Genomic DNA, 19,307 nt, shown 5'->3' with positions numbered 1-19,307 from the left:
ATCATTCTAAAAGTGCATCACCAACCAGGGTTTTGAGGATAAGCCGGCCCGGTAGTAACTCCATCAATTTGAGCCTGGGGAATGGGTCTCAATACGTGAAATTCTTTAATATTAGCCGCAGCTTCGGGATTATAGTTTTTTGTTTTAACCCGGTCAATCAATTTATTCGTTCTAACCAGGTCCAGCCACCTGGTTAATTCACCGCACAGCTCGCGGCTACGCTCTTCCAAAATAAAATCAAGGGAAGGTATTGCAGCTACATCCATTACAGCCGGATTTGCATTCGGATAAGCTGCCCGTCTTCTCACTATATTGATATTTTGAAGTGCATCCGTTGCACCGGCGCCACCCATAAAAGCGGCTTCGGCTGCTACCAGGTAGGTTTCTGCCAGGCGATATACTATTACCGGCCTTACCGAAGGATAGTTCATGTCAGCTCTTTTGGTATCATTATACTTTTTCATATAAGGACTTAAACTGATATTGTAATTATTAGGAGGCATCAGTAAATACCGGGAAGCAGCAATCTGTGCAGGGGTAGCCGGTTTGCCCGGCATAAAGATTGCCGTATCACCCACCGAGAATTTGGGCTGGCCAACTACAGCTCCTGCCGGAGCCCCCGGGGGAAGCGGTGCTGTCCATTTGGGTATAGATGCCGCATTATTGCTATACCATACGGTTTGAAAGGTTTTGTTGTACCTGGTGTCGTTAACCCGTTCGCCAAATGCTACTTCTGTTAACCAGGGTGTAGGTACACAGCGTATATAGGGTCGTCCGTACAATACATCCCTTTTCATACCACCTACATCTTCATACTTAGGTACCCACATATGGTTGAGCACATTGTCAGAGCCTCCACTATTGTTGGGGCCATTATAGGCCAGGTTCGATGTATGTTGCACCGTCCAGATTACTTCATTACTGGCCTCGTTGCCTTCTGCAAACACCTGTGCAAAATCAGGCAAAAGTGAGAGTCCGCTTTTATTGATGGCCTCCATAGCGTTGAGGTATGCATTTTTATAATCATCGGGTTTCTTCGCTGAAGAACCCGCCCTGGCCAGGTATACTTTAGCCAGCACATGCCAGGCTGCAGTTCTTGTTGCTTTCCCTGGTAAAACACCAGCTGATTTGGGGCTTAACGGAAGGGCTGGTTCAGCAATAGCATCATTCAGGTCCTGGATAATAAAGTCATACACTTCTGCCAGAGGCGTACGGGTTGAGGAAGTGACCGGAGTAGCCTGAAAATTGCGGTTCAGGGTTACGTCTCCCCAAAACTGCACCAGTAAAAAATAAAAATTGGCCCGCAGAAATTTTGCTTCAGCTACATTCTTTCCTTTCTGTTCATCTGAAAGCCCGGTTACTTTAGGCGCATACTCAATAACCCCGTTACAGGTATTGATATTGGTGTAACATTCTTTCCATATTGCCGCCACCGTTCCGTTGGAAGTATTATAGTTGCTATTATACTTATTGATATCATTGTTACCATCTTTACCGGTATAAAATTCATCCGTTCCGATTACGGTCATAGTAAACAGGTTCTGAGTACCCCACAGGTTCCTGGTTCCGGCATAAGCCGCATCTAGTCCGCGTTGAAAGCCCTGTGTAGTAGCAAAGAATTCAGGTGTAAGTATTGAGTGAGGTTCCTCCCTCAATTGTTTATTACATGCTGAAATAAAGAGGATCGACAAGAGGCTAAACAAGCAAGAGTATTTCTTTTTCATGTTTATAATATGTTGTGGCTTCTTAAAGGAATAAGCCGTTGTAAAATCTGGTATTATAAAATTACCTTTCACTTGAATTAATTACAATGTGATGTTCAAACCAAAAAGAATTGAGTAAGTAGCGGGCGTATCCACATTAATCTCGCCGCGGTTATTGCCTGCATTAATGGCTTCGGGGTCAATGCCTTTATATACATTCCGGTATTTGGAAAAGAGGATAAAAGCATCATTGGCTGTAACATATACTCTTGCCGACCGGAGGTTTAAAAATGAAGCAGGGAGGTTATAGCCCAGGCTCAGGCTGCGTATTTTAACAAAAGTGCCATCAAAGTATCCTAATGTTGAGTTGTTAGGTGTGTTAGTGGAAGCCGCATTAGGTTTGGGCCAAAAGTTCTCTCCGTTGGTAGGTGTCCAGTAATTGACACTAAGATTATTATAATTACCCTGGAAGGTATTGGCAAAACCACTGTTATGCATACGGCTGGTGATAGTACTTCCAAACCGACCAAAGGCAACAACTGTAAGGTCAAATCCCTTATACGCTAACCGGTTGGTAAAACCTGCAGACCATTTGGGCTGACTTGAACCTAAGATGATCCTGTCACTTGCATTGATCTTATTATCACCGTTTACATCTTCTACCTTGATGTTTCCAATTACAGATCCTGTTCCCGAAAGTGAGAGCCCCAGGCTTTTGGCAAGTGCCGAATCTGTCGATGTGTTCTGCCAGATACCGATCTTTTTATAGTCGAAGATGGTACCTATAGGATACCCTACAAACCTGCTATTGGTAATGTCCATGGTAACGCCTTCCTGAAGCTGTGTTATCTTCCCCCTGTTTAAAAAGAAGTTGATATCTGAGGTCCAGCTTACTTTATCCCTGCCGTCACCAGCCAGGTTCACAGTAGCCAATTGTATTTCGATCCCCTTGTTTTCCGTTTTACCCACATTGGTTACAATAGCATTGGGGATACCGGAAGTGGGGGGCAAACTTTGAGGTAACAACAGAGAGCTGGTAGCCTGCTTATAAAGTTCGATGGAGCCGGATACCCGGTTATTAAACAGGCCAAAGTCTAACCCGAGGTTGGTACTGGCGGTATATTCCCAGGTTAAATTAGGATTGGGAACATCCGAGAGATAAACACCGGTGGTCATCTGATCGCCGAAATTGTAGACAGCTCCCGACAAAGCGCCAAGGGTTTGATAGGGATCAATTGCAGTATTACCTACTTTCCCATAGCTCACTCTCAGTTTAAGGTTGGAGAATATACCTGTACGACGGATAAAATCTTCCTGTGCCATGTTCCATGCCAACACACCCGAAGGGAATGCCTGGAACTGATTGCCAGGAGCCAGCCTCGAAGACCCATCTGAACGCACGGTTAGTGTAGCCAAGTATTTATTCTTATAGGCATAGTTAGCACGTCCCATAACAGATACTATATTCCATTTAGCATAACTACCCACACCGCGCAGGTTGGCACCAAACGCCGGGTTATAGTACCAGAGCGGATCAGCTACAATATCATTATTATCAAATTGACTGGTTTGCCCCTGCGATTCCTGCATACTGAACAACCCGGTAAAATCAATCCGGTGTTTTTCTGCAAACGTTTTATTGTAAGTAAGAATATTTTCCAATGTATAATTGGTGGAGAACTCGGTACGGTTCCTTGATGTTGAAAGACCACCCAGGTTATTAGAAGTGGCGCTCGCATAATAGTTACCATAGATATCAGATCGTATTTCAGCACCGGCATTAAACCTGTACTTTAACCCTTTTGCAAGGTTGATATCCATGTAAAGCGTCGTAAATGTACCGGTCCTTTTACGGTTTTCTATTTTGGCTCCGTCTACAAAATCTCCAAGCGGATTCCATACCTGGTTAGCACTACCGGGAACGAATCCCCATAATTTGCCGTTCTCATCATAAGGTGTAGCCAAAGGGCTGGCTCTTAAAACCTGTCCCATGGGATTGGCATTCTCGCCTTTGGTAATACTATAATTATTTAACGAGCTTAGTCCCACCTTCACCCATTTACCCAGCTGCTGATCTAAATTTAATCTTACTGAAAAACGTTCAAAAGACTGTCCCGGATAAATACCTGTTTCATTATGATAACCGGTTGAGAGTGCATACTGGGTTTTGGCCGAACCTCCTGATACGCTTAATTGATGATCGGTGTTGATGCCCGTTTTATAAATAAGGTCCTGCCAGTCGGTGGAACGCCCCATGTTTATAGACTCTATTTCCTGGGGAGCAAAAACACCGTCTGCTATAATAGCAGGATCATCAATCCCTGTATATTTCCTGCTACCATTGCTCAGGAAATTGCCATTGTAAGCGGCCCATTTTTTAAGCAGGGCAAACTCCGCTCCATCCATCACTTCAATCTTGCCTAAATTCTTTACATACCCGGTATACCCGGCATACGATACAACCGGCTCCCCGTTACGTCCGCGGCGGCTGGTAACCAGTATCACACCGTTGGCACCTCTTGATCCATAAATAGCCGTTGCCGAAGCATCCTTAAGTACTTCCAAGGACACAATATCATCCGGATTGAGATCATTAATATTACCATTAAAGGGAATGCCATCTACTACGAATAAAGGGCCGTTATCGGCACTAATAGAACGTACACCCCTGATACGAATTACCGGAGAAGCCCCCGGCTTACTGTTGCCCCCTCCCTTCTGAATATCGATACCGGCTCCTCTGCCCTGCAATGCCTGTGAAAGATTGGCAGCAGGTACCTCCCGCAATGATTTTTCATTAATGGAGGTGATAGATCCCGTAACATCTGATTTTCGCTGGGTACCATAACCCACTACTACTACTTCATCCAGTTTCCCTTCTTCCTTCTCCAGCAAAATACCAGAACCGATTGCGGTAACTGCTATTTCTTTCGTCTTAAAACCAACTACAGAAATAATAAGTACAGATTGCTGATCTTTCACATCAATCTGGAAGCTGCCATCATCCGAGGTAACAGTACCGTTCACCGTTCCTTTTTCAATAACATTAGCTCCGGCTACCGGCTGGCCGTTCTGGTCTACAACTATTCCTTTCAGAGGGAGCTCTGCCACAATATCATGACTATCCCCCGTGATAACAATCAGTCCTTTATTCATTTTCTTATATGAAAAACTGGTTGTCTTTAAGATCTGCTGCATTACCTCGTCGATGCTCGCATTCCTGGCAAATACATCAATTTTTTGCCTGCTTAATGCCACACTGTCGCTGTAAACAAACCGATAGTCATACCGTGATTCTATTCCTGTTAAAACTGCTAAAATGGAAATATTCGCCTGCTTCAAACTTATTTTCTCCTGGGAAAATGTTTTGATCGCAATAGCCTGCGTTGACGTTAAAAGAATAATAAATATGGCAAGCTTCATTACCAATAAATATTTGATAATTAATTGCACCCAGGCGCGCATGGCGGGGCAATCCTTAATTTTCATATTTTTGTATTAATTAAAGTGATTGAATATTGCTGTCCAGGCAATGATTACTTTACTATCCGGCGGGAAATGGTTGCACATTTTCCGCTTTTTTGTGATTACATGTTATAGCTGATTATTCATATAGGGCTGTTTGGTTTAATTAAAAAGCAATACGTTATTTTTATCGATCTTATACCGTATACCGGCAGCTAGTCTGAAAGTTTCTAAAACCTCTGTAAGGCTCTCGTCTTTAAATATACCACTGAGCTTCCTGTCAAGCAGTTTTGTATTTTGTACTTTTATATCGTATCCATAATGACGTTCGAGTACCTTGATAATCACATCCAGGCTTTCCTGTTTAAACACCAGGCGATTTGTTAACCAACCCGTTTCTGCCGCTACAGCCTGCGTAGAATCATAAACCACTTTAACGACTGCAATCTCAGGTTGTTCTTTTTCGGGATAAGCACTGACTGCCGGATCGCGAACCACCACTTTTTCCATCGGCTTAAGCAGTATTTTAGCTGTTTCCTTTTTCTTAAATGCAATTTGAACAGATCCTTCCATGAGAGCCGTTTCTGCATCATCCTCATCTTTATAAGAGCGAACATTAAAGGACGTACCCACAGCAGTAACATCCATCAAATCTGTATGTACTATAAAGGGATGCTCTTTATCCTTCGCTACTTCAAAATAAGCCTCCCCCGAAAGCCAAACAGATCTTGTTTTTACGCCAAACGTATTATCATAAGTGAGTTTGGAATCTGCGTTAACCCATACTTTGGTACCATCGATAAGCGTTATAGTTGTTTTGGACCCCTTCTGTGTCGCGATGATATTGGTTGGATCTGCAGCTTTCTCCTGCCGGCTCAACCATATACCAGATACTGTTATAACAATTAATACAACAGCTGCGGCAGCCAATAATCGTTTCAGGTACGCCGTTTTTTTCTTTAATGGCTGATAATTGATCCTCGTTTTTAATTGCTCCAGTTCTGCTGCTATAGAACTATCCTCTCTCTTATTAAAGAGAGGCTGCGCGTCCGAAATGTCCTGAAGGTGGTTTAAAACTGATGCGTATAAAGCATTACCTTCTATGGCCTCGTTTAATTCCTTCAATTCCCAAAGCGATATTTCCCCGCTCTCCTTCTTTCTTAAAAGTTCAATGAACCTGGACTTTTCCATAATTTAGACCATGCTTAACCATAAAGAGTAGTTGCTGATGCAAAACCCTTAGTCACTTCAAAAAAAAATTAAAAAAATTTTTACTGAGCCTTTTTGCCGGGTTTGAAATACTCCTGATGCTCGGGAAGCATCTGCTCAAAGCAATCTACGATGCGGCTGTAAGCCAGTGTCATGTGGGCTTCTACTGTTTTTACTGAAATTTCCAGTAATTGGGCAACATCTTTATACTTTAATCCATCCTCTTTTACCAAACGGAAAACCAGACGGCATTTGTAAGGAAGGCTATTGATAGAGTTTTGTAATTGCTGAAATTGCTCCCTGGCGATGAATGTCAGCTCGGGGCTCATGGCATCCAGGGAGATCTGTTCCAAATGTTCGTTATCAATGGGTGTAACTCTGGAACGCTTATTTACATAACGCACAGCATTGTTCTTAATAGAACTATACAGGTAATGACCGATATTACTGACTGCACTTAGCGTACGCCGGTTAGCCCAAAGTGTCACAAAAAGATCCTGAACCAGGTCTAATGCCACTTCTCTATCTTCCACAATTGTATAAACGTATGACTGAAGTCCTGAAGAAAAATAGGCGTATAGCTGCTCAAACGATTCATGCGAATCATTTTCAGCCACATCAACAACCCATTCAAGGACTTTTCTCTTCATTAGCAAGACTTTGATACCAACCGTTTGTCAAATATAGTATTCCTTTTTTTATTTTACCGTTCAACGCTTATAGAAGTTCCTAATAACCAATATTCTCTAAAGCCCGGGCTCCCAACCTGAGCTTTAACTGCTGCAGATAGAGGCTAAGCGGCAGCACTGATTTATTATGAGAGTCGTAAACCCCTTCAGGCAACAATGGCTCCTTATCAAAGGGCATAGCCTTTTGCTGTTGTTCTCCGGAAGAACCGATGACCCAGTTAAAAGCTCCAGGCGGTTGCTGATTTAAATACGACCTGGCTACACAGTTCCAGGCAACTGCCCAACCTACAGACCAGCCGTGGCCGGAGCCCATTTCACCACGATTCATGAAATCAATACCCCCGTCGGGCACCTTACATCCGTCAATCAATAAACCGGTTGCCCATCTTTGATGGGGCTGTATCCAGCCATTACCTATGAAGGTACAGTTCAGCAACACATTAGGCCCGTTTACTTTTGCCCCGGTAGCCAAGAAAAAAACATTGTCGCCCCGGATATTACATTTATTGAACAACAGTTGTCCGCCATTGGCACTCAGATCAGCTGGCTTGGCTGCCCCGATAGTAGATGCCGTATGCTGTATGTTGATATTATCCAAAGTAATTCTCCTGCCGGAAACAGCAATGCTGTTCACCGTGTTACTGATTGAAAGATTGCGGAGCCATCCATCTGCTACCCCCTTTACCCTTATGGCCGAATGATGTGGTTGGCTGATGGTTACCGATTGCTCCGGGGCAACAATAGAAAGATTTTCAAGACCTATATTTTGTATCTCGCCTGTTCGTTTTATTTTTTGTACCGTTGTTCCGGGTGCCGTAAAACCAGCATCATAGCTATCGGTTAAAGGCACCGATATCATAATAACATTATTTTTTACAGCCTTGACGATGCGCTCTGTAACCAACTCCCCGGTTATCCAGGATTGTTTCTTCCCATCACGTACCAAAGCATCCATTCCCATAAAACTAACCCATGAATCGGTTACGGGTTTGCTGATGGCTATCTCATCTCCTACTGAAAAATCCCCGCCATCCGCTACTGTGAACTGATGAGCCCCGGAGGGTACATAGGGATCTGTAATGAAGACAGCTTTTCCTACCCGTTCAGTTTTTACATCTTCGCCTACTGAAAAACAAACATGAGGTGCACCCGTCATGATAATTTTCGAAGCTTCGCCTGATCCTCTCAACACGATACCATTACCGGCCAGCCGTATAGTTTGCGAGCAGGAATAACTTCCCGGCGCCAGTAGTATAGCTCCCCTGAAGCCTTCGTGCAAAGGCATTTGTGATACAGAATCTATAACATGCTGAATATGCGCAGTGTTATCGCCGGCCACAGGATAAATAGTTACCCGGGAAGGTACATCGGGAATTCTTACGCCACCTCCTTTATAGCCTGCGTAAGAAAAATCTGTAATCCGGTCGCCCTTATCCGTATGGGTATATTCCAGTGTTCCTGTCCCAACCTGTTTGATCCATTTACTTTGTGCCGCAGCGGTATGTTGTGCAATTGCACTGCCCAGCCAGGTACTTATACTAACTATTACAGCAAATATTTTATACATAAGGTAAATGGGGTTACTCATTACTGAAACAGGTTTTGTTCACGGGGCAACCTATTTTTTTCAAGATGAATTTGTGACCTACTGGCTTCATCGGTCACTATCAATGACCGTATACTCCCGTAAACCTTCCATCCTTGCAGATTAATATTGGCAGACTGTTTTACCTGCACTGTAGAGGCAGCGTCTTCAGTGGCCGGAATTACGGCATCCCTAACCAGCATATTGGTGGCATCCTGCAAAAACAAGGCAGGCCGCAGATCGTTGCTTCTTAGCCGGAACTGCAATCCTTTTATCTTAATATCTTTTACATGTCTTGCCCAAAGACCATAAGCAGGAATTACAGGGCCAAAAGTTTTCACTTCCGGGTACTGGTCAATAGCTTCGGGAACATTTACATTTATTTCTTCGGCTGTACCGCCTCCGGGTAATTCTATCAAAATATTCTCCAATGTTACACCCGACAGCTTATGGTTTGGTACACCTGTTATTAAGATACCTGTTGCTGATTTCAATTGTGTGCTATCAACTGATACTGCTTTAATATTTTTCAATACCACGTTTTCAAAATAACCGGTAGGTTGTTGTTGATCCTGACCTTTTCGGAACACGTTTAAACGGGAGCCCAGGCGTAACAGTACAGGTGTGCGAACATCATCCATTTTAATATCGGCGATGGTTACATTTTTTATCCTGGCGCCATCCACTGACAACAATTTAATGCCGCCGTTTTTAGTATCATAGATATAACAGTTTTTGATATCGATATTCTCAAAACCAGCCATCGACTCCGTCCCCATTTTTATGCCTGCCTGGTTACTTTTAAGCCGCATATTTTTTACAGTAATATCCTTACAAGCCATTTTGCTGGAGGTTGTTTTAAAAACAAGCGCATCATCTCCGCTGACTACATCACAATTACTGATAGCAACTTTCTGGCAACCGTCAATACCGATACCATCATTATGAGCTACCCCTACGCTGCGGATCTTTACATTCTGAATTAAAATATTCCTGGATTGGAAGTAATGCGATGTCCATGCACCGGCATAGTTCAGGCTAATATCTTTAACGGTTACATTATTGCACCGGACAACACGTAGCAAAAAAGGCCGCCGTCCCCAACGCTGCCCCTCGGGTCTTGTATCTTTTAAAATATGGGCCGCCTTTAAAGCGGAGCCCTGCCCGTCAATAACACCATAACCTTCAATCCCTATATTTTCCCGGTCTACAGCTACCAAAAGAGCCCACCCTACATCTATACCCAGTCCTTCTGTAAAAGGGTCCACATTGCGGTAGTCCTCAACATTGGTGCTTCCTAACAAGCGGGCATCTTTTTCAAAATGCAGTTTTACATTATCCCTGAACTCTATGGTACCCGTAAGAAAATCACCTTTAGGAAATATCACGCGGCCACCACCTTTATTGTAACAATAATCAATTGCCTTTTGAATGGCTACGGTATTCATGGTATGCCCATCAGGCTTGGCTCCAAAACGGGTAATGAGTACATCCTCAGCGTAAACAACGGCAGCAATACCGGCAAACCATATTAGTAAAATCAGCTTTTTCATATTTATTACCGGATGCTCTTAGTCGAGCTCACCGGTTTTCATTTTTTTGGTTCCCTTGATATTTACATTGACTACTTCACCGGTTACGTTCAGCTGTATTAATGAAGCAATTTTATCAGGCGCTGCTGATGGTAACACTATAACGATGTTTCCGTTTTCATTTTTTGCGGCAAGCTTTTTCCCGGTTGCGATGAGCCTGGCCTCAATAACTCTATTAGCAATTGCCGGTACAACCAGCTTTCCGTTGGCAGGCCAGTTGAATACAAAAAGATTCAGCTGCGTATTTTTAGCCGTCGCTTTCATGGTACAGCGTCCCCAGTCCAAATCTTGTAGCGGACTGGCTTTGGTTGCATAAATAGCATCACCGTTTACTTTCATCCAGCTGCCAATCTGCACTAAGCGTTCAATGCTTTCACCTGGTACGGAGCCATCTTCTTTAGGACCGATATTCAATAAGTAGTTGCCCCCTTTTGAAGCAATATCCACAAGGTTCCGGATCAGTGATTCTGTTGACTTCCAATTATGATCCCAGCTTTTATATCCCCAACTACCATTCATCGTCATGCAGGTTTCCCAATCCTGTCCATCCAGTTCTGCCTGTGTAGGTATCTTTTGTTCAGGGGTTTTGGTATCTCCCGGAAAATTAGGACGTTTCAGCCTGTCGTTAGTAATGATGCCCGGTTGCAGCTTCAGAACTTCCTGGAATTTCAATGCTGCTGCATCGGTCATGTTGGTCGGTGTGTCCCACCACAAAACGGCAATATCTCCATACCTGGTCAAAATTTCTTTTACCTGTGGAACCGCTACTCCATCAATATATTCATCAAAGGTTTTGGTTTCCTGTAACGGATCCCAATGGCCTTTGTGTGCTGCTGTATACGCATCTATTTTTGCAGAGTCCGGGTTAGGCCAGCCCTCCCGCATTTCCTTACGTGCTACGGAACCACCGGGGTTATTCCAGTCCTGGGCCTGGGAATAATAAAAGCCCAGTTTTATGCCATATTTCCTGCAGGCGTCTGCGAGCGGTTTCAATAAATCTTTCCCGTATTTAGTGGCATCCACCACGTTCCATTTACTGGCGTCAGATTTAAATAGCGCAAAGCCATCATGATGTTTGGAAGTAATAATGATATACTTCATGCCAGCATCCTTCGCCATTTTTACAATAGCATCAGGATTATAATTTACGGGGTTAAATGATTTAGCACGCTCCTGGTATTCCGTCACCGGAATTTTTGAGCGATTCATGATCCACTCGGCGCCACCCCTTGCCTGCCGATGCCCATGATAAACCCCGCCCCATTGGGCATATACGCCCCAATGAATGAACATGCCAAAACGCGCTGCCCTCCACCACTCCATGCGTGCTTCTTTATCCGTTGTTTGCGCCTGCATTGAAACCGAAAAGATCAATGCTGACATAAGTATCAAATAGAATTTCTTCATCGCTATTGTTTACATTTTATTAAATCGAATATTGCTGATTATCATTCACCCTGCTCAGTACAACTCACCTATTGATTTACGGTAGCACCGGCCTGACCAGTTTGAAGTACCTGTGCTATCCCTTTCCCGTTCAGGTATTGATCGGCCCCAACATCCCATTTGCCTGCTCTTGGCTGCGCATCCAGATCTACATTAACTAGCTTAAAACCTGCATCAGCCGTTCCTATTGTGGGGCTCCTGGCGCCAAGCCGGTAAATACCCTTACTATCTTTAACCAGCTGGGCGTCTTTCAACTGGTATCCGCCTGCAGGAATATCGCCGGGACCAGTTACCTGGTACAGCCAGTTATTTTTCCAGACACCTTCCTTTAATGGTCCCGAAAGTACAGCCGCTTCCGCGCCTCCCTGGATAATATTATCAGCGATGGTAATAAACGTAGCGCCTAAACCGTTTTGTCTTGCCTGCAGCAGGATATTTTTTTTATTGCCCACTAATGTATTAAAGGCAATTAAAACACGATCGGGGCGATCATGAGAAGTAAGTGGAGCTCCGTCTGCTACTTCAGCGCCTCCGTTACCAATGGTGATAGCCTGGCTACAATTTTCAAAGTAGTTGCTGAAAATATGATGATCATCTCCATAAATTCTCAGGCCGGGCGTGTTAAAGAAAAAATTTCCATAAACATCACAACGATTGCCATGTCTCAGCGTGAATTGTGCAGGACAATCCCGTATGGTGTTATACCGGAGTGTAACGCCTGAAGCCTTAACAGAAATCAGTTCGTTTTCGCCATGGCATTTTTCAAAAAGATTATACTCCACAATACTGTTGCTGGTAGATAAGCTTAAGCCGCTTAAACCAAACTGTAATGTTTCTGCTCCATTGGCGCCTCCCTGGTCGGGGAAATCATAAAAATAATTATGATGAATATGCAGGCGTTGAGCGATCTGGCTTCCCTCGCCTCTTATCGCCAGTATTCGTCCCATTTCTCTTTTATGCTGAAAAGTGTTGTAATCTATTTCATGATCATTGCCTGCAATAGTAAGGTACTCTCCCTTACCAGGTGTTTCAAAAATATTTTGTGTCCACCGGCAATAACTCGTTCCAGAAGCTGATCGGGCATGAGAAGCCGCATGCGTGAATTTAAAACCTTTAATGACTACATAAGCGGCGGGACTTACTAAATTGATTCCACCTTTACCGGCAATAACAGCACCGCCCACAGTTTGGGCCTGTATAAGAACAGGCTGCTTCTTTGTTCCGGAACAATTTACTATTATGTCGGCGTCTGTTTGATACGATCCATTTTTCAGGATAATGGTTGCTCCGGGCGCCGCTTTATTAATTGCTTCCTGCAAATCTTTAATTGAGGATACTACTATCGGAGCAGCGATTGCAGAGCCCATAAGAATAGAACATACCAACGCAAAAATATACCTGGTCATTTCATTATTTTTATTGTTTAAAAGCTAGTGCGTTGTGCCCGGGTTGGGGTTTGGATTTTTTTCATACACCCTCAGATCACTCAACCACATTGATTCATTTTTTAGCAACGGGTTCTGACCTACCGGATTTTGATTCAAACGACCTGCGCCAAGGCTCCTGTATATCCCGAACTTGCTACGGATATAAGAACTTCCTGTTCGCCACATATCAATATTGGTATCCCTGAAATCTATGAGTACCTTGCCATCGCGCTGTCTTACAATTTTGCAGGAGTAATAACCGTTGTGCGCGTAATGCATTTCTTCACGCACGCTCACCCATTCGTTCTCAAAATCAGCAAGGGGAATATTATCAACAATGGTTCCTTTACCTGTTTGGGCACCGTCTACAGAATGAATGATCTGCATGCGCTTATTGGATCCGTTACTGTTAGCCCTTGGCGTAATCGTAATAACCGGGCTCCCGTTATTAGGTCCGTCCTGCGCCTTTAACTGGTGTATATGACAGAAGCTGGATGTAGGCTGAAAGCCAGCAGGAAGTTTAAATTTCCATTCCAGTATCTGCCATTCATCCCAGTTGCCCTGTACTTTCGCCCATTCAGTATTATTGGTAGCAGACTTTAATTCGTTTCGCTGGCGATCAACCGTACCGGAGCTGCAACGATCGCCATCGATCACCGGGTCGATATGAATGTTAAACCTGAAAACATATTTGTTTAAAAAATCGTCCTTCTCTGTTGCAAAATGTATCCCATCCCTATGACCACCATAGCCACCGCTACAATGCGGATGTTCTGTATAGTCAAAACCTGAGATCCTTGCATAGCTGTTTAATTCGTTATATGGTTTTCCTGCCAGGGAGGAATCGGCGTTAAGTGATGTTGTCAACTGGTAACCTCTACAGCCGGGGCCCTGGATCTCCATCGGGGAACAGGTGGTGCCAGCTTTTATCCAACCTGATGAGGGTACCTGTGCATATATTGAGTCAAGTGTAAACTCTATTGTATACACTTCAGAGCCGGGTAAGTTCTCAAACTTTACGAAATTATCCGACTCAATTTGACATTGGGTATTGCCGTTTGAAGCGGTAGTCTTTCCCATCCAGTCAACACCATTTACTTTTGCCGCAATAATATTGCTGATAGTTGGGCTATTCTCACCGCAGCCGCCCAGGTTGAGAACAAAATACCCGATATCTTTTGCCTTGTTTTCTTTTTTTATCGTGTAGGTCCATGTGGAAGTACCTGTTGCCGAGCTAAGTCCCAGGTGAACTGCATAGTTTCCGGCTTTCTGAACACCGGCATGGGTCTCAACCAACTTCTCGTCCACTGTCGCGTCCATCTTTTCCTGTGAACAACTGAATAGAGCAATACTACACAAGGCAGCAATAGCTGCTTTCCTGCTTAGACATTTCATATGTGATCGTATTTTATTATGAGATTGAGCATATAACTTTTTCGAATGGTCTGAAATCAAATCGGAGCACCCCCTGATGCCCGGGGACACCAGGTCATCTTAGGTCATGCTGTTTAAGTGCTACGATTCCATCGCTCCTTTCAGGATTGATTTTCTGGCACACTAAATATTATTTAACCGCGAAGAAAGGAGGACGCAAAGACTGCGCAGAGGATATCTCCGATTCTGATGAAGTAAAACCAGGAGTATATAATTTAAACTACTCCGCGTTAACTCTGTTTCTCTTTTCTCCCCGGTGAATCTCTTAACCATGACGGCGCTATGACGCTAAGAAGTTGACACCTGGTAAATTGTTGTATAGAATGCACGAATCAAAAATATTAGTGCCTGCCGGCCGGTCATGCAGGCATTCGTGGTATTTTTATTTCATGTATTCAAAAGATCAGGACAGTCCCGGTTATTCAGCAAACCGTATTTACTTATCTCCTACTTTTTCATCTCCTATTTCTAACAATATTGAAAGACCGTTTTCTAATATAGTTTCTTTGAACCAGTCAATTTCTGCAAACGTAACAGCGCTTCGAGATAGTAATAATCTGCATAGCTCAAAGGAACATCAACTTCGCTGTCTGATGGTTTCGATCCGGTACTATGCTGCAATAAAAAGCCAAAGTCGCTACCGATGGGCGCTCTGTAGCTTTTGGTTAAATTGGTCAGCATCTTTTCGGCTGTTGCCCTGTATAGCTTACCACTCTTGCTGTAGGTGCTTAGCTCCAGCAATGCCGACGCCATCACTGCTGCTGCAGACACATCCCGTGGCTCGTGCGGTATTTGAGGTGCATTAAAATCCCAATAAGGTATTAAATCCTCAGGCAGGTTCGGATGTTTCAAAATAAACCCGGCGACATTTTCAGCCTGCTTTAGATATTTTGGATCTTTTGTTTCACGGTAACACATCGTGTATCCATAAATGGCCCATGATTCTCCCCTGGACCAGGTGGACTCATCAGCATATCCCTGGTGGGTTGTTTTTTTATTGATCTTTCCCGCCTGAGTTGAATCATAATCCACCACATGCCAGGTACCAAAATCTTTTCGAAAATGGTTCTTCATAGTTGTATTGGCATGGCTTACGGCTATATTATAATAGGATCGATCGCCTGTAAGTTTTGATGCAGCAAATAACAATTCGAGATTTAGCATATTATCGATAATTACCGGGTAATCCCACTTTTGTTTATTATGGTCCCAGGAACGTATAACACCTGCTGTTTTATTAAAACGCCTGCTCAATGTTTTTGCAGATTGCATCAGCACTTCTTTATAATGATTACTGCCGGTAAGCCTGAAACCGTTGCCTACACTACAATATACTTTAAAGCCCATATCGTGCGTGCCACCATTCCATTGCTCCTTTTCGATATCAGCAGTATAGCGTTCAGCCTCCTTTTTCCATTCGGTATTACGGGTATAGTCGTATAAAAACCATAATACGCCCGGGAAAAAGCCGCTGGTCCAATCGCCCGACTTTACCAATTTTAATTTTCCCTGCTCAATAGTTCTTGGAGCAACCAGATCGGGCTTTCCTTCTTTAGCTTTATCAATTTCAGCAAGCATTACCCTTGTCTGTTTTTCAGCATCACTGAACACAGCGCGGATATCCGGGCTTTGTGCCTGCGCGCTCATCCCTGTTATTAAAGCTATGCCCAGGGATACGACTATTTTATTCACCATATCTGTTACTTTTTAATTAATAGTAATTCTAACGGACGCATCAATTCCTGTTTGGTTATAGATACCGGCTGAACGACCAACGTGTGTATTCCTTTTTTCAACTGCACCGGGCCTATATTCTTCATCAAAATATCCTCTCCCTTAGCAGCCGGTTGAACCGCTGCTTCAGCCAGGGGTTTACCATCCAACACTACTTTATAAATGCCACCAGCATTATCTCCCACGATATATTTCAATGCCAGATCGAACATTGTATCGCTATCATTTCTAAAGGTCCAGCTGATGGTTTGCGATGGCAGCTTCCACCCGTCCACATAATACCGGTTGGTTTTCCCATCGCCAAAGCCAAAACCTTTCCCGTTCAAAGCCGCATCAAAAGCGAGCATTCGCGTAACCCGGCTATTGGGGGCTACATAGCGTACACTATCAAAGCTGGTTCCTTCATTGATCTCCAACACTACTACTGTATTAGTGGTATCCGGCGCTGTTGCCGGGAGCTCAATCCTCCAGTCTTCTTTACCTGCCCTTTCTATTTTCAGATTTTTACTTTTATCAGCCAGCAAATAGGCTTTCCTGATACCAGCCCGGATACCGCCGATAAAGAGCTTTCCATCCGTAGGATAATCAAAAACATGCAGGTACAGCTTTCCTTTTTTATAAGTGGTAACGCCCCAGCTCTGCAGCGGTGCCGGCGTAGCCACAGTACCATAAATGCTCTCACCATTTTTATGCATCCACTGGCCGATGCCCTTTAAAATATTTTCATCCCTAACATCTATGGAACCGTCCCCCATCGGACCAATATTCATCAACAGGTTTCCTCCTTTGGCTGCTGCACTGGCCAGCAGCCTAATAAAATGAGCGACGGGTTTATGAGAAAGATCAAACCGGTTGTAGCCATAGCTTTCATTGGTTGTTGGGATAGCTTCCCAATCACCTGTAACGGGGTAAAATTCAGCGGGTCGGTCGGCCGTATTTTTGTAGTCACCGAAATTATTTTTTTCGCTTCTAACCAGTCGCCCGTTTACAACTACGCCAGGATCGGCCTCGCGAATGGCTTGCAAAATGCGTATATTCTCCGATAAGGGCAATTTATGGGGCGTGTCAAACCATAAAATATCCGGGTGATATTTATGAATCAGTTCGACGATTTGCGGGATGGCCTTTTGATCAACATAGCGCTTCGCCTTTTGTAATAATTCAGGATGCAAATTGTACCAGCCGGTACCGCCATGTAGCTGCCGGTCTCCACCAGGGTTATTATATTCCCAGTCATTGCCTGGTGCATCGGGATGTTCCCAATCAAATGCATGTGAATAATAAAATCCAAACTTCAAACCGTACTTTTTGCAGGCAGCCTGTAACTCAAACATAGGGTCTCTGGTAAAAGGGGTTTGTGCCTGTATATTAAAATCAGATATAGCTGACGGATACATAGCAAATCCATCATGGTGTTTGGCCGTAATAACAAAGTAACGCATTCCTGCATTTTTTGCATCCCTCACCCATTCTTCTGCATTAAATTTTGCGGGGTTGAACTGCTTCGCAATATCCAGGTAATCTTGCCTGGATATTTTTTCCTTTCGCATTAAATGCTCGCCATATCCCTTAACCTCCCTGCCCTTCCATTCTCCGCCCGGGAGCGAATAAATGCCCCAATGGATAAACATACCAAACCTGGCGTCGCTCCACCAATTTATGCGATCATCATGGTTTTTCATCGAAGCGGTCCACCAACCATTCAATGCATCCTGCACAGCGTTGTTATCACGATCTGTACCAGCTTTATTAAACATCTCTTTATCCTCATCCCCTTTCACCTGCGCTTCAACCAACAACAGTGAGATGCCACACAAAACCGTTAGTATTGTTTTTGCGTATTTCATTTTGCTATCCATATTAAGGGGTTACGTACAGGCAGGTTACGAATCACTTCTTCAACGGCCGGAAAATGGTCGAGCTTGGCCCATGTGTTGAACCAGTCCCGGTTATTAAAAGCCGCCGCTCCGAATAATAATGCGGGTTGCGCCACCGGCCAGTTATTCCAGTACATCACATCCTGTTTAAAAGGCCATTTGTTTTTATTATTGATATAAGGATATAGAAATGCTATTGCCTTTTTAATAGAGCGGCCATCGGCTGTCTGGTAGTTCCAGAGATCATTCTCTTTTGAGGAAAGTATCTGGCAGATGGCTGTCATGGCATCCAGGTTGAATAGGGAATAGCCATAGGGTTTGGTACGGGCCAATTCTCTTGGAAAACTCCCATCAGGTGCCATCTGGTTAGGTAATAGTACGTTTTTATAACGCTCTGAACAAAAGTTGATCCATTTTTGGTTGCCGGTAAACTTTGCAAAGCTTGCCACCTGCATTACCCAGCAGGTACCGTGGTTATTAGCTGCGTTCATTTCATCAATACCATATTGATGGGAGGTAACCCAGTCCAGGTATTGTGCAAACCACTGCTTTACCCGCCTTAAGGCTTCCTGATCCATTGCAGGAGATTGCTGCATCATGTAAAGCCCCTGGGCCACTTCCAGTAACTGAATAGCATCGATAATGCCAATACCTCTACCTGTAGCACGTCCTTTAATAGCCTGCGCGTAAAGAAGGCTCGGATTCATTTTCGTTGCCGTGTCAACAAACCAGGCTTTGCAGTGCTCCATAGCTTTCTTTACATACTTATCATGACCTGTAATACGCCATGCGGATGCCAGCACACCTACAATCTGACTCAGGCGGATCATTGCCAGACGATGCGCCACGAAGTTATCGGGATTGGTCATCCCATCTTTTTGAATATAAGGGCCGTCGGCATTTACAGGATTGGGCCACCAGTAGTCGCCTTCGCTATAAAAGTCATGTATACCCCCTGCGCTTCTTGGGGAGGTTTGCGCAGTAACGGTTACGGCCTTTTCTTTAAGTGCCTTTTCTGCTTCTTTCAAAACATTATTACGTAGCTGCTTTACAGCGACATTGTAAACATCCCCGGTGTTGCTTTGTTGCGCACACAAGCCGGAGATAGCGCCCATTAATGCTATGACAATAAACAATCTCATATAT

The 19,307-nt window shown here is 44.0% G+C and carries 12 protein-coding genes; all 12 read right to left on the bottom strand.

Annotation, left to right across the window (positions count from 1 at the left end):
* Positions 1–17: 17 nt before the first annotated feature.
* Complete coding sequence (locus ACLOAU_RS13160; RefSeq protein WP_427862326.1) at positions 18–1,724, bottom strand: RagB/SusD family nutrient uptake outer membrane protein; 1,707 nt, start codon at positions 1,722–1,724, stop codon at positions 18–20.
* 81 nt (positions 1,725–1,805) lie between these two features.
* A complete protein-coding gene (locus ACLOAU_RS13155; protein ID WP_427862325.1) occupies positions 1,806–5,192 on the bottom strand; it encodes a SusC/RagA family TonB-linked outer membrane protein in 3,387 nt (1,128 codons plus the stop codon).
* Between the two features lie 138 nt (positions 5,193–5,330).
* On the bottom strand, positions 5,331–6,359 hold the full coding sequence (locus tag ACLOAU_RS13150; RefSeq protein ID WP_427862324.1) for a FecR family protein: 1,029 nt from the start codon (positions 6,357–6,359) through the stop codon (positions 5,331–5,333).
* Positions 6,360–6,439: 80 nt separating this feature from the next.
* Complete coding sequence (locus ACLOAU_RS13145; RefSeq protein WP_427862323.1) at positions 6,440–7,027, bottom strand: RNA polymerase sigma-70 factor; 588 nt, start codon at positions 7,025–7,027, stop codon at positions 6,440–6,442.
* 79 nt (positions 7,028–7,106) lie between these two features.
* On the bottom strand, positions 7,107–8,633 hold the full coding sequence (locus ACLOAU_RS13140) for a hypothetical protein (RefSeq protein ID WP_427862322.1): 1,527 nt from the start codon (positions 8,631–8,633) through the stop codon (positions 7,107–7,109).
* A 20-nt stretch (positions 8,634–8,653) separates the two neighbouring features.
* Positions 8,654–10,204, bottom strand: a complete 1,551-nt coding sequence (locus ACLOAU_RS13135) for a glycoside hydrolase family 28 protein (protein WP_427862321.1) — start codon at positions 10,202–10,204, stop codon at positions 8,654–8,656.
* 18 nt (positions 10,205–10,222) lie between these two features.
* Positions 10,223–11,650, bottom strand: coding sequence for an alpha-L-fucosidase (locus ACLOAU_RS13130; RefSeq protein ID WP_427862320.1), 1,428 nt, complete (start codon positions 11,648–11,650; stop codon positions 10,223–10,225).
* Between the two features lie 68 nt (positions 11,651–11,718).
* The gene (locus ACLOAU_RS13125) at positions 11,719–13,095 is read right to left on the bottom strand and encodes a polysaccharide lyase 6 family protein (RefSeq protein ID WP_427862319.1); all 1,377 of its coding nucleotides are present in this window, start codon (positions 13,093–13,095) and stop codon (positions 11,719–11,721) included.
* Between the two features lie 24 nt (positions 13,096–13,119).
* Entirely contained in the window at positions 13,120–14,511 is a 1,392-nt protein-coding gene (locus ACLOAU_RS13120) for a hypothetical protein (protein ID WP_427862318.1), read from the bottom strand.
* Positions 14,512–15,042: 531 nt separating this feature from the next.
* A complete protein-coding gene (locus ACLOAU_RS13115) occupies positions 15,043–16,245 on the bottom strand; it encodes a glycoside hydrolase family 88 protein (RefSeq protein ID WP_427862317.1) in 1,203 nt (400 codons plus the stop codon).
* 5 nt (positions 16,246–16,250) lie between these two features.
* Entirely contained in the window at positions 16,251–18,131 is a 1,881-nt protein-coding gene (locus ACLOAU_RS13110; protein WP_427862316.1) for an alpha-L-fucosidase, read from the bottom strand.
* Positions 18,128–19,303 carry an alginate lyase family protein gene (locus ACLOAU_RS13105; RefSeq protein WP_427862315.1) on the bottom strand — a complete coding sequence of 392 codons (1,176 nt, stop codon included), beginning with the start codon at positions 19,301–19,303 and terminating at the stop codon, positions 18,128–18,130. Before ACLOAU_RS13105 ends, ACLOAU_RS13110 begins: the two co-directional genes overlap by 4 nt.
* Positions 19,304–19,307 lie beyond the last annotated feature (4 nt).

The organism is Paraniabella aurantiaca (assembly GCF_050309965.1).
Classification (GTDB): domain Bacteria; phylum Bacteroidota; class Bacteroidia; order Chitinophagales; family Chitinophagaceae; genus Niabella.
The sequence above is the reverse complement of the archived record's forward strand: the minus strand, read 5'-3'. Positions and strand labels throughout refer to the sequence as shown.

Coding starts and splice junctions, on each gene's coding strand:
- ACLOAU_RS13150 (WP_427862324.1), bottom strand. CDS start 6,359: ATGGAAAAGTCCAGGTTCATTGAACTTTTAAGAAAGAAGGAGAGCGGG.
- ACLOAU_RS13135 (WP_427862321.1), bottom strand. CDS start 10,204: ATGAAAAAGCTGATTTTACTAATATGGTTTGCCGGTATTGCTGCCGTT.
- ACLOAU_RS13110 (WP_427862316.1), bottom strand. CDS start 18,131: ATGAAATACGCAAAAACAATACTAACGGTTTTGTGTGGCATCTCACTG.
- ACLOAU_RS13115 (WP_427862317.1), bottom strand. CDS start 16,245: ATGGTGAATAAAATAGTCGTATCCCTGGGCATAGCTTTAATAACAGGG.
- ACLOAU_RS13120 (WP_427862318.1), bottom strand. CDS start 14,511: ATGAAATGTCTAAGCAGGAAAGCAGCTATTGCTGCCTTGTGTAGTATT.
- ACLOAU_RS13125 (WP_427862319.1), bottom strand. CDS start 13,095: ATGACCAGGTATATTTTTGCGTTGGTATGTTCTATTCTTATGGGCTCT.
- ACLOAU_RS13140 (WP_427862322.1), bottom strand. CDS start 8,633: ATGTATAAAATATTTGCTGTAATAGTTAGTATAAGTACCTGGCTGGGC.
- ACLOAU_RS13155 (WP_427862325.1), bottom strand. CDS start 5,192: ATGAAAATTAAGGATTGCCCCGCCATGCGCGCCTGGGTGCAATTAATT.
- ACLOAU_RS13130 (WP_427862320.1), bottom strand. CDS start 11,650: ATGAAGAAATTCTATTTGATACTTATGTCAGCATTGATCTTTTCGGTT.
- ACLOAU_RS13105 (WP_427862315.1), bottom strand. CDS start 19,303: ATGAGATTGTTTATTGTCATAGCATTAATGGGCGCTATCTCCGGCTTG.
- ACLOAU_RS13160 (WP_427862326.1), bottom strand. CDS start 1,724: ATGAAAAAGAAATACTCTTGCTTGTTTAGCCTCTTGTCGATCCTCTTT.
- ACLOAU_RS13145 (WP_427862323.1), bottom strand. CDS start 7,027: ATGAAGAGAAAAGTCCTTGAATGGGTTGTTGATGTGGCTGAAAATGAT.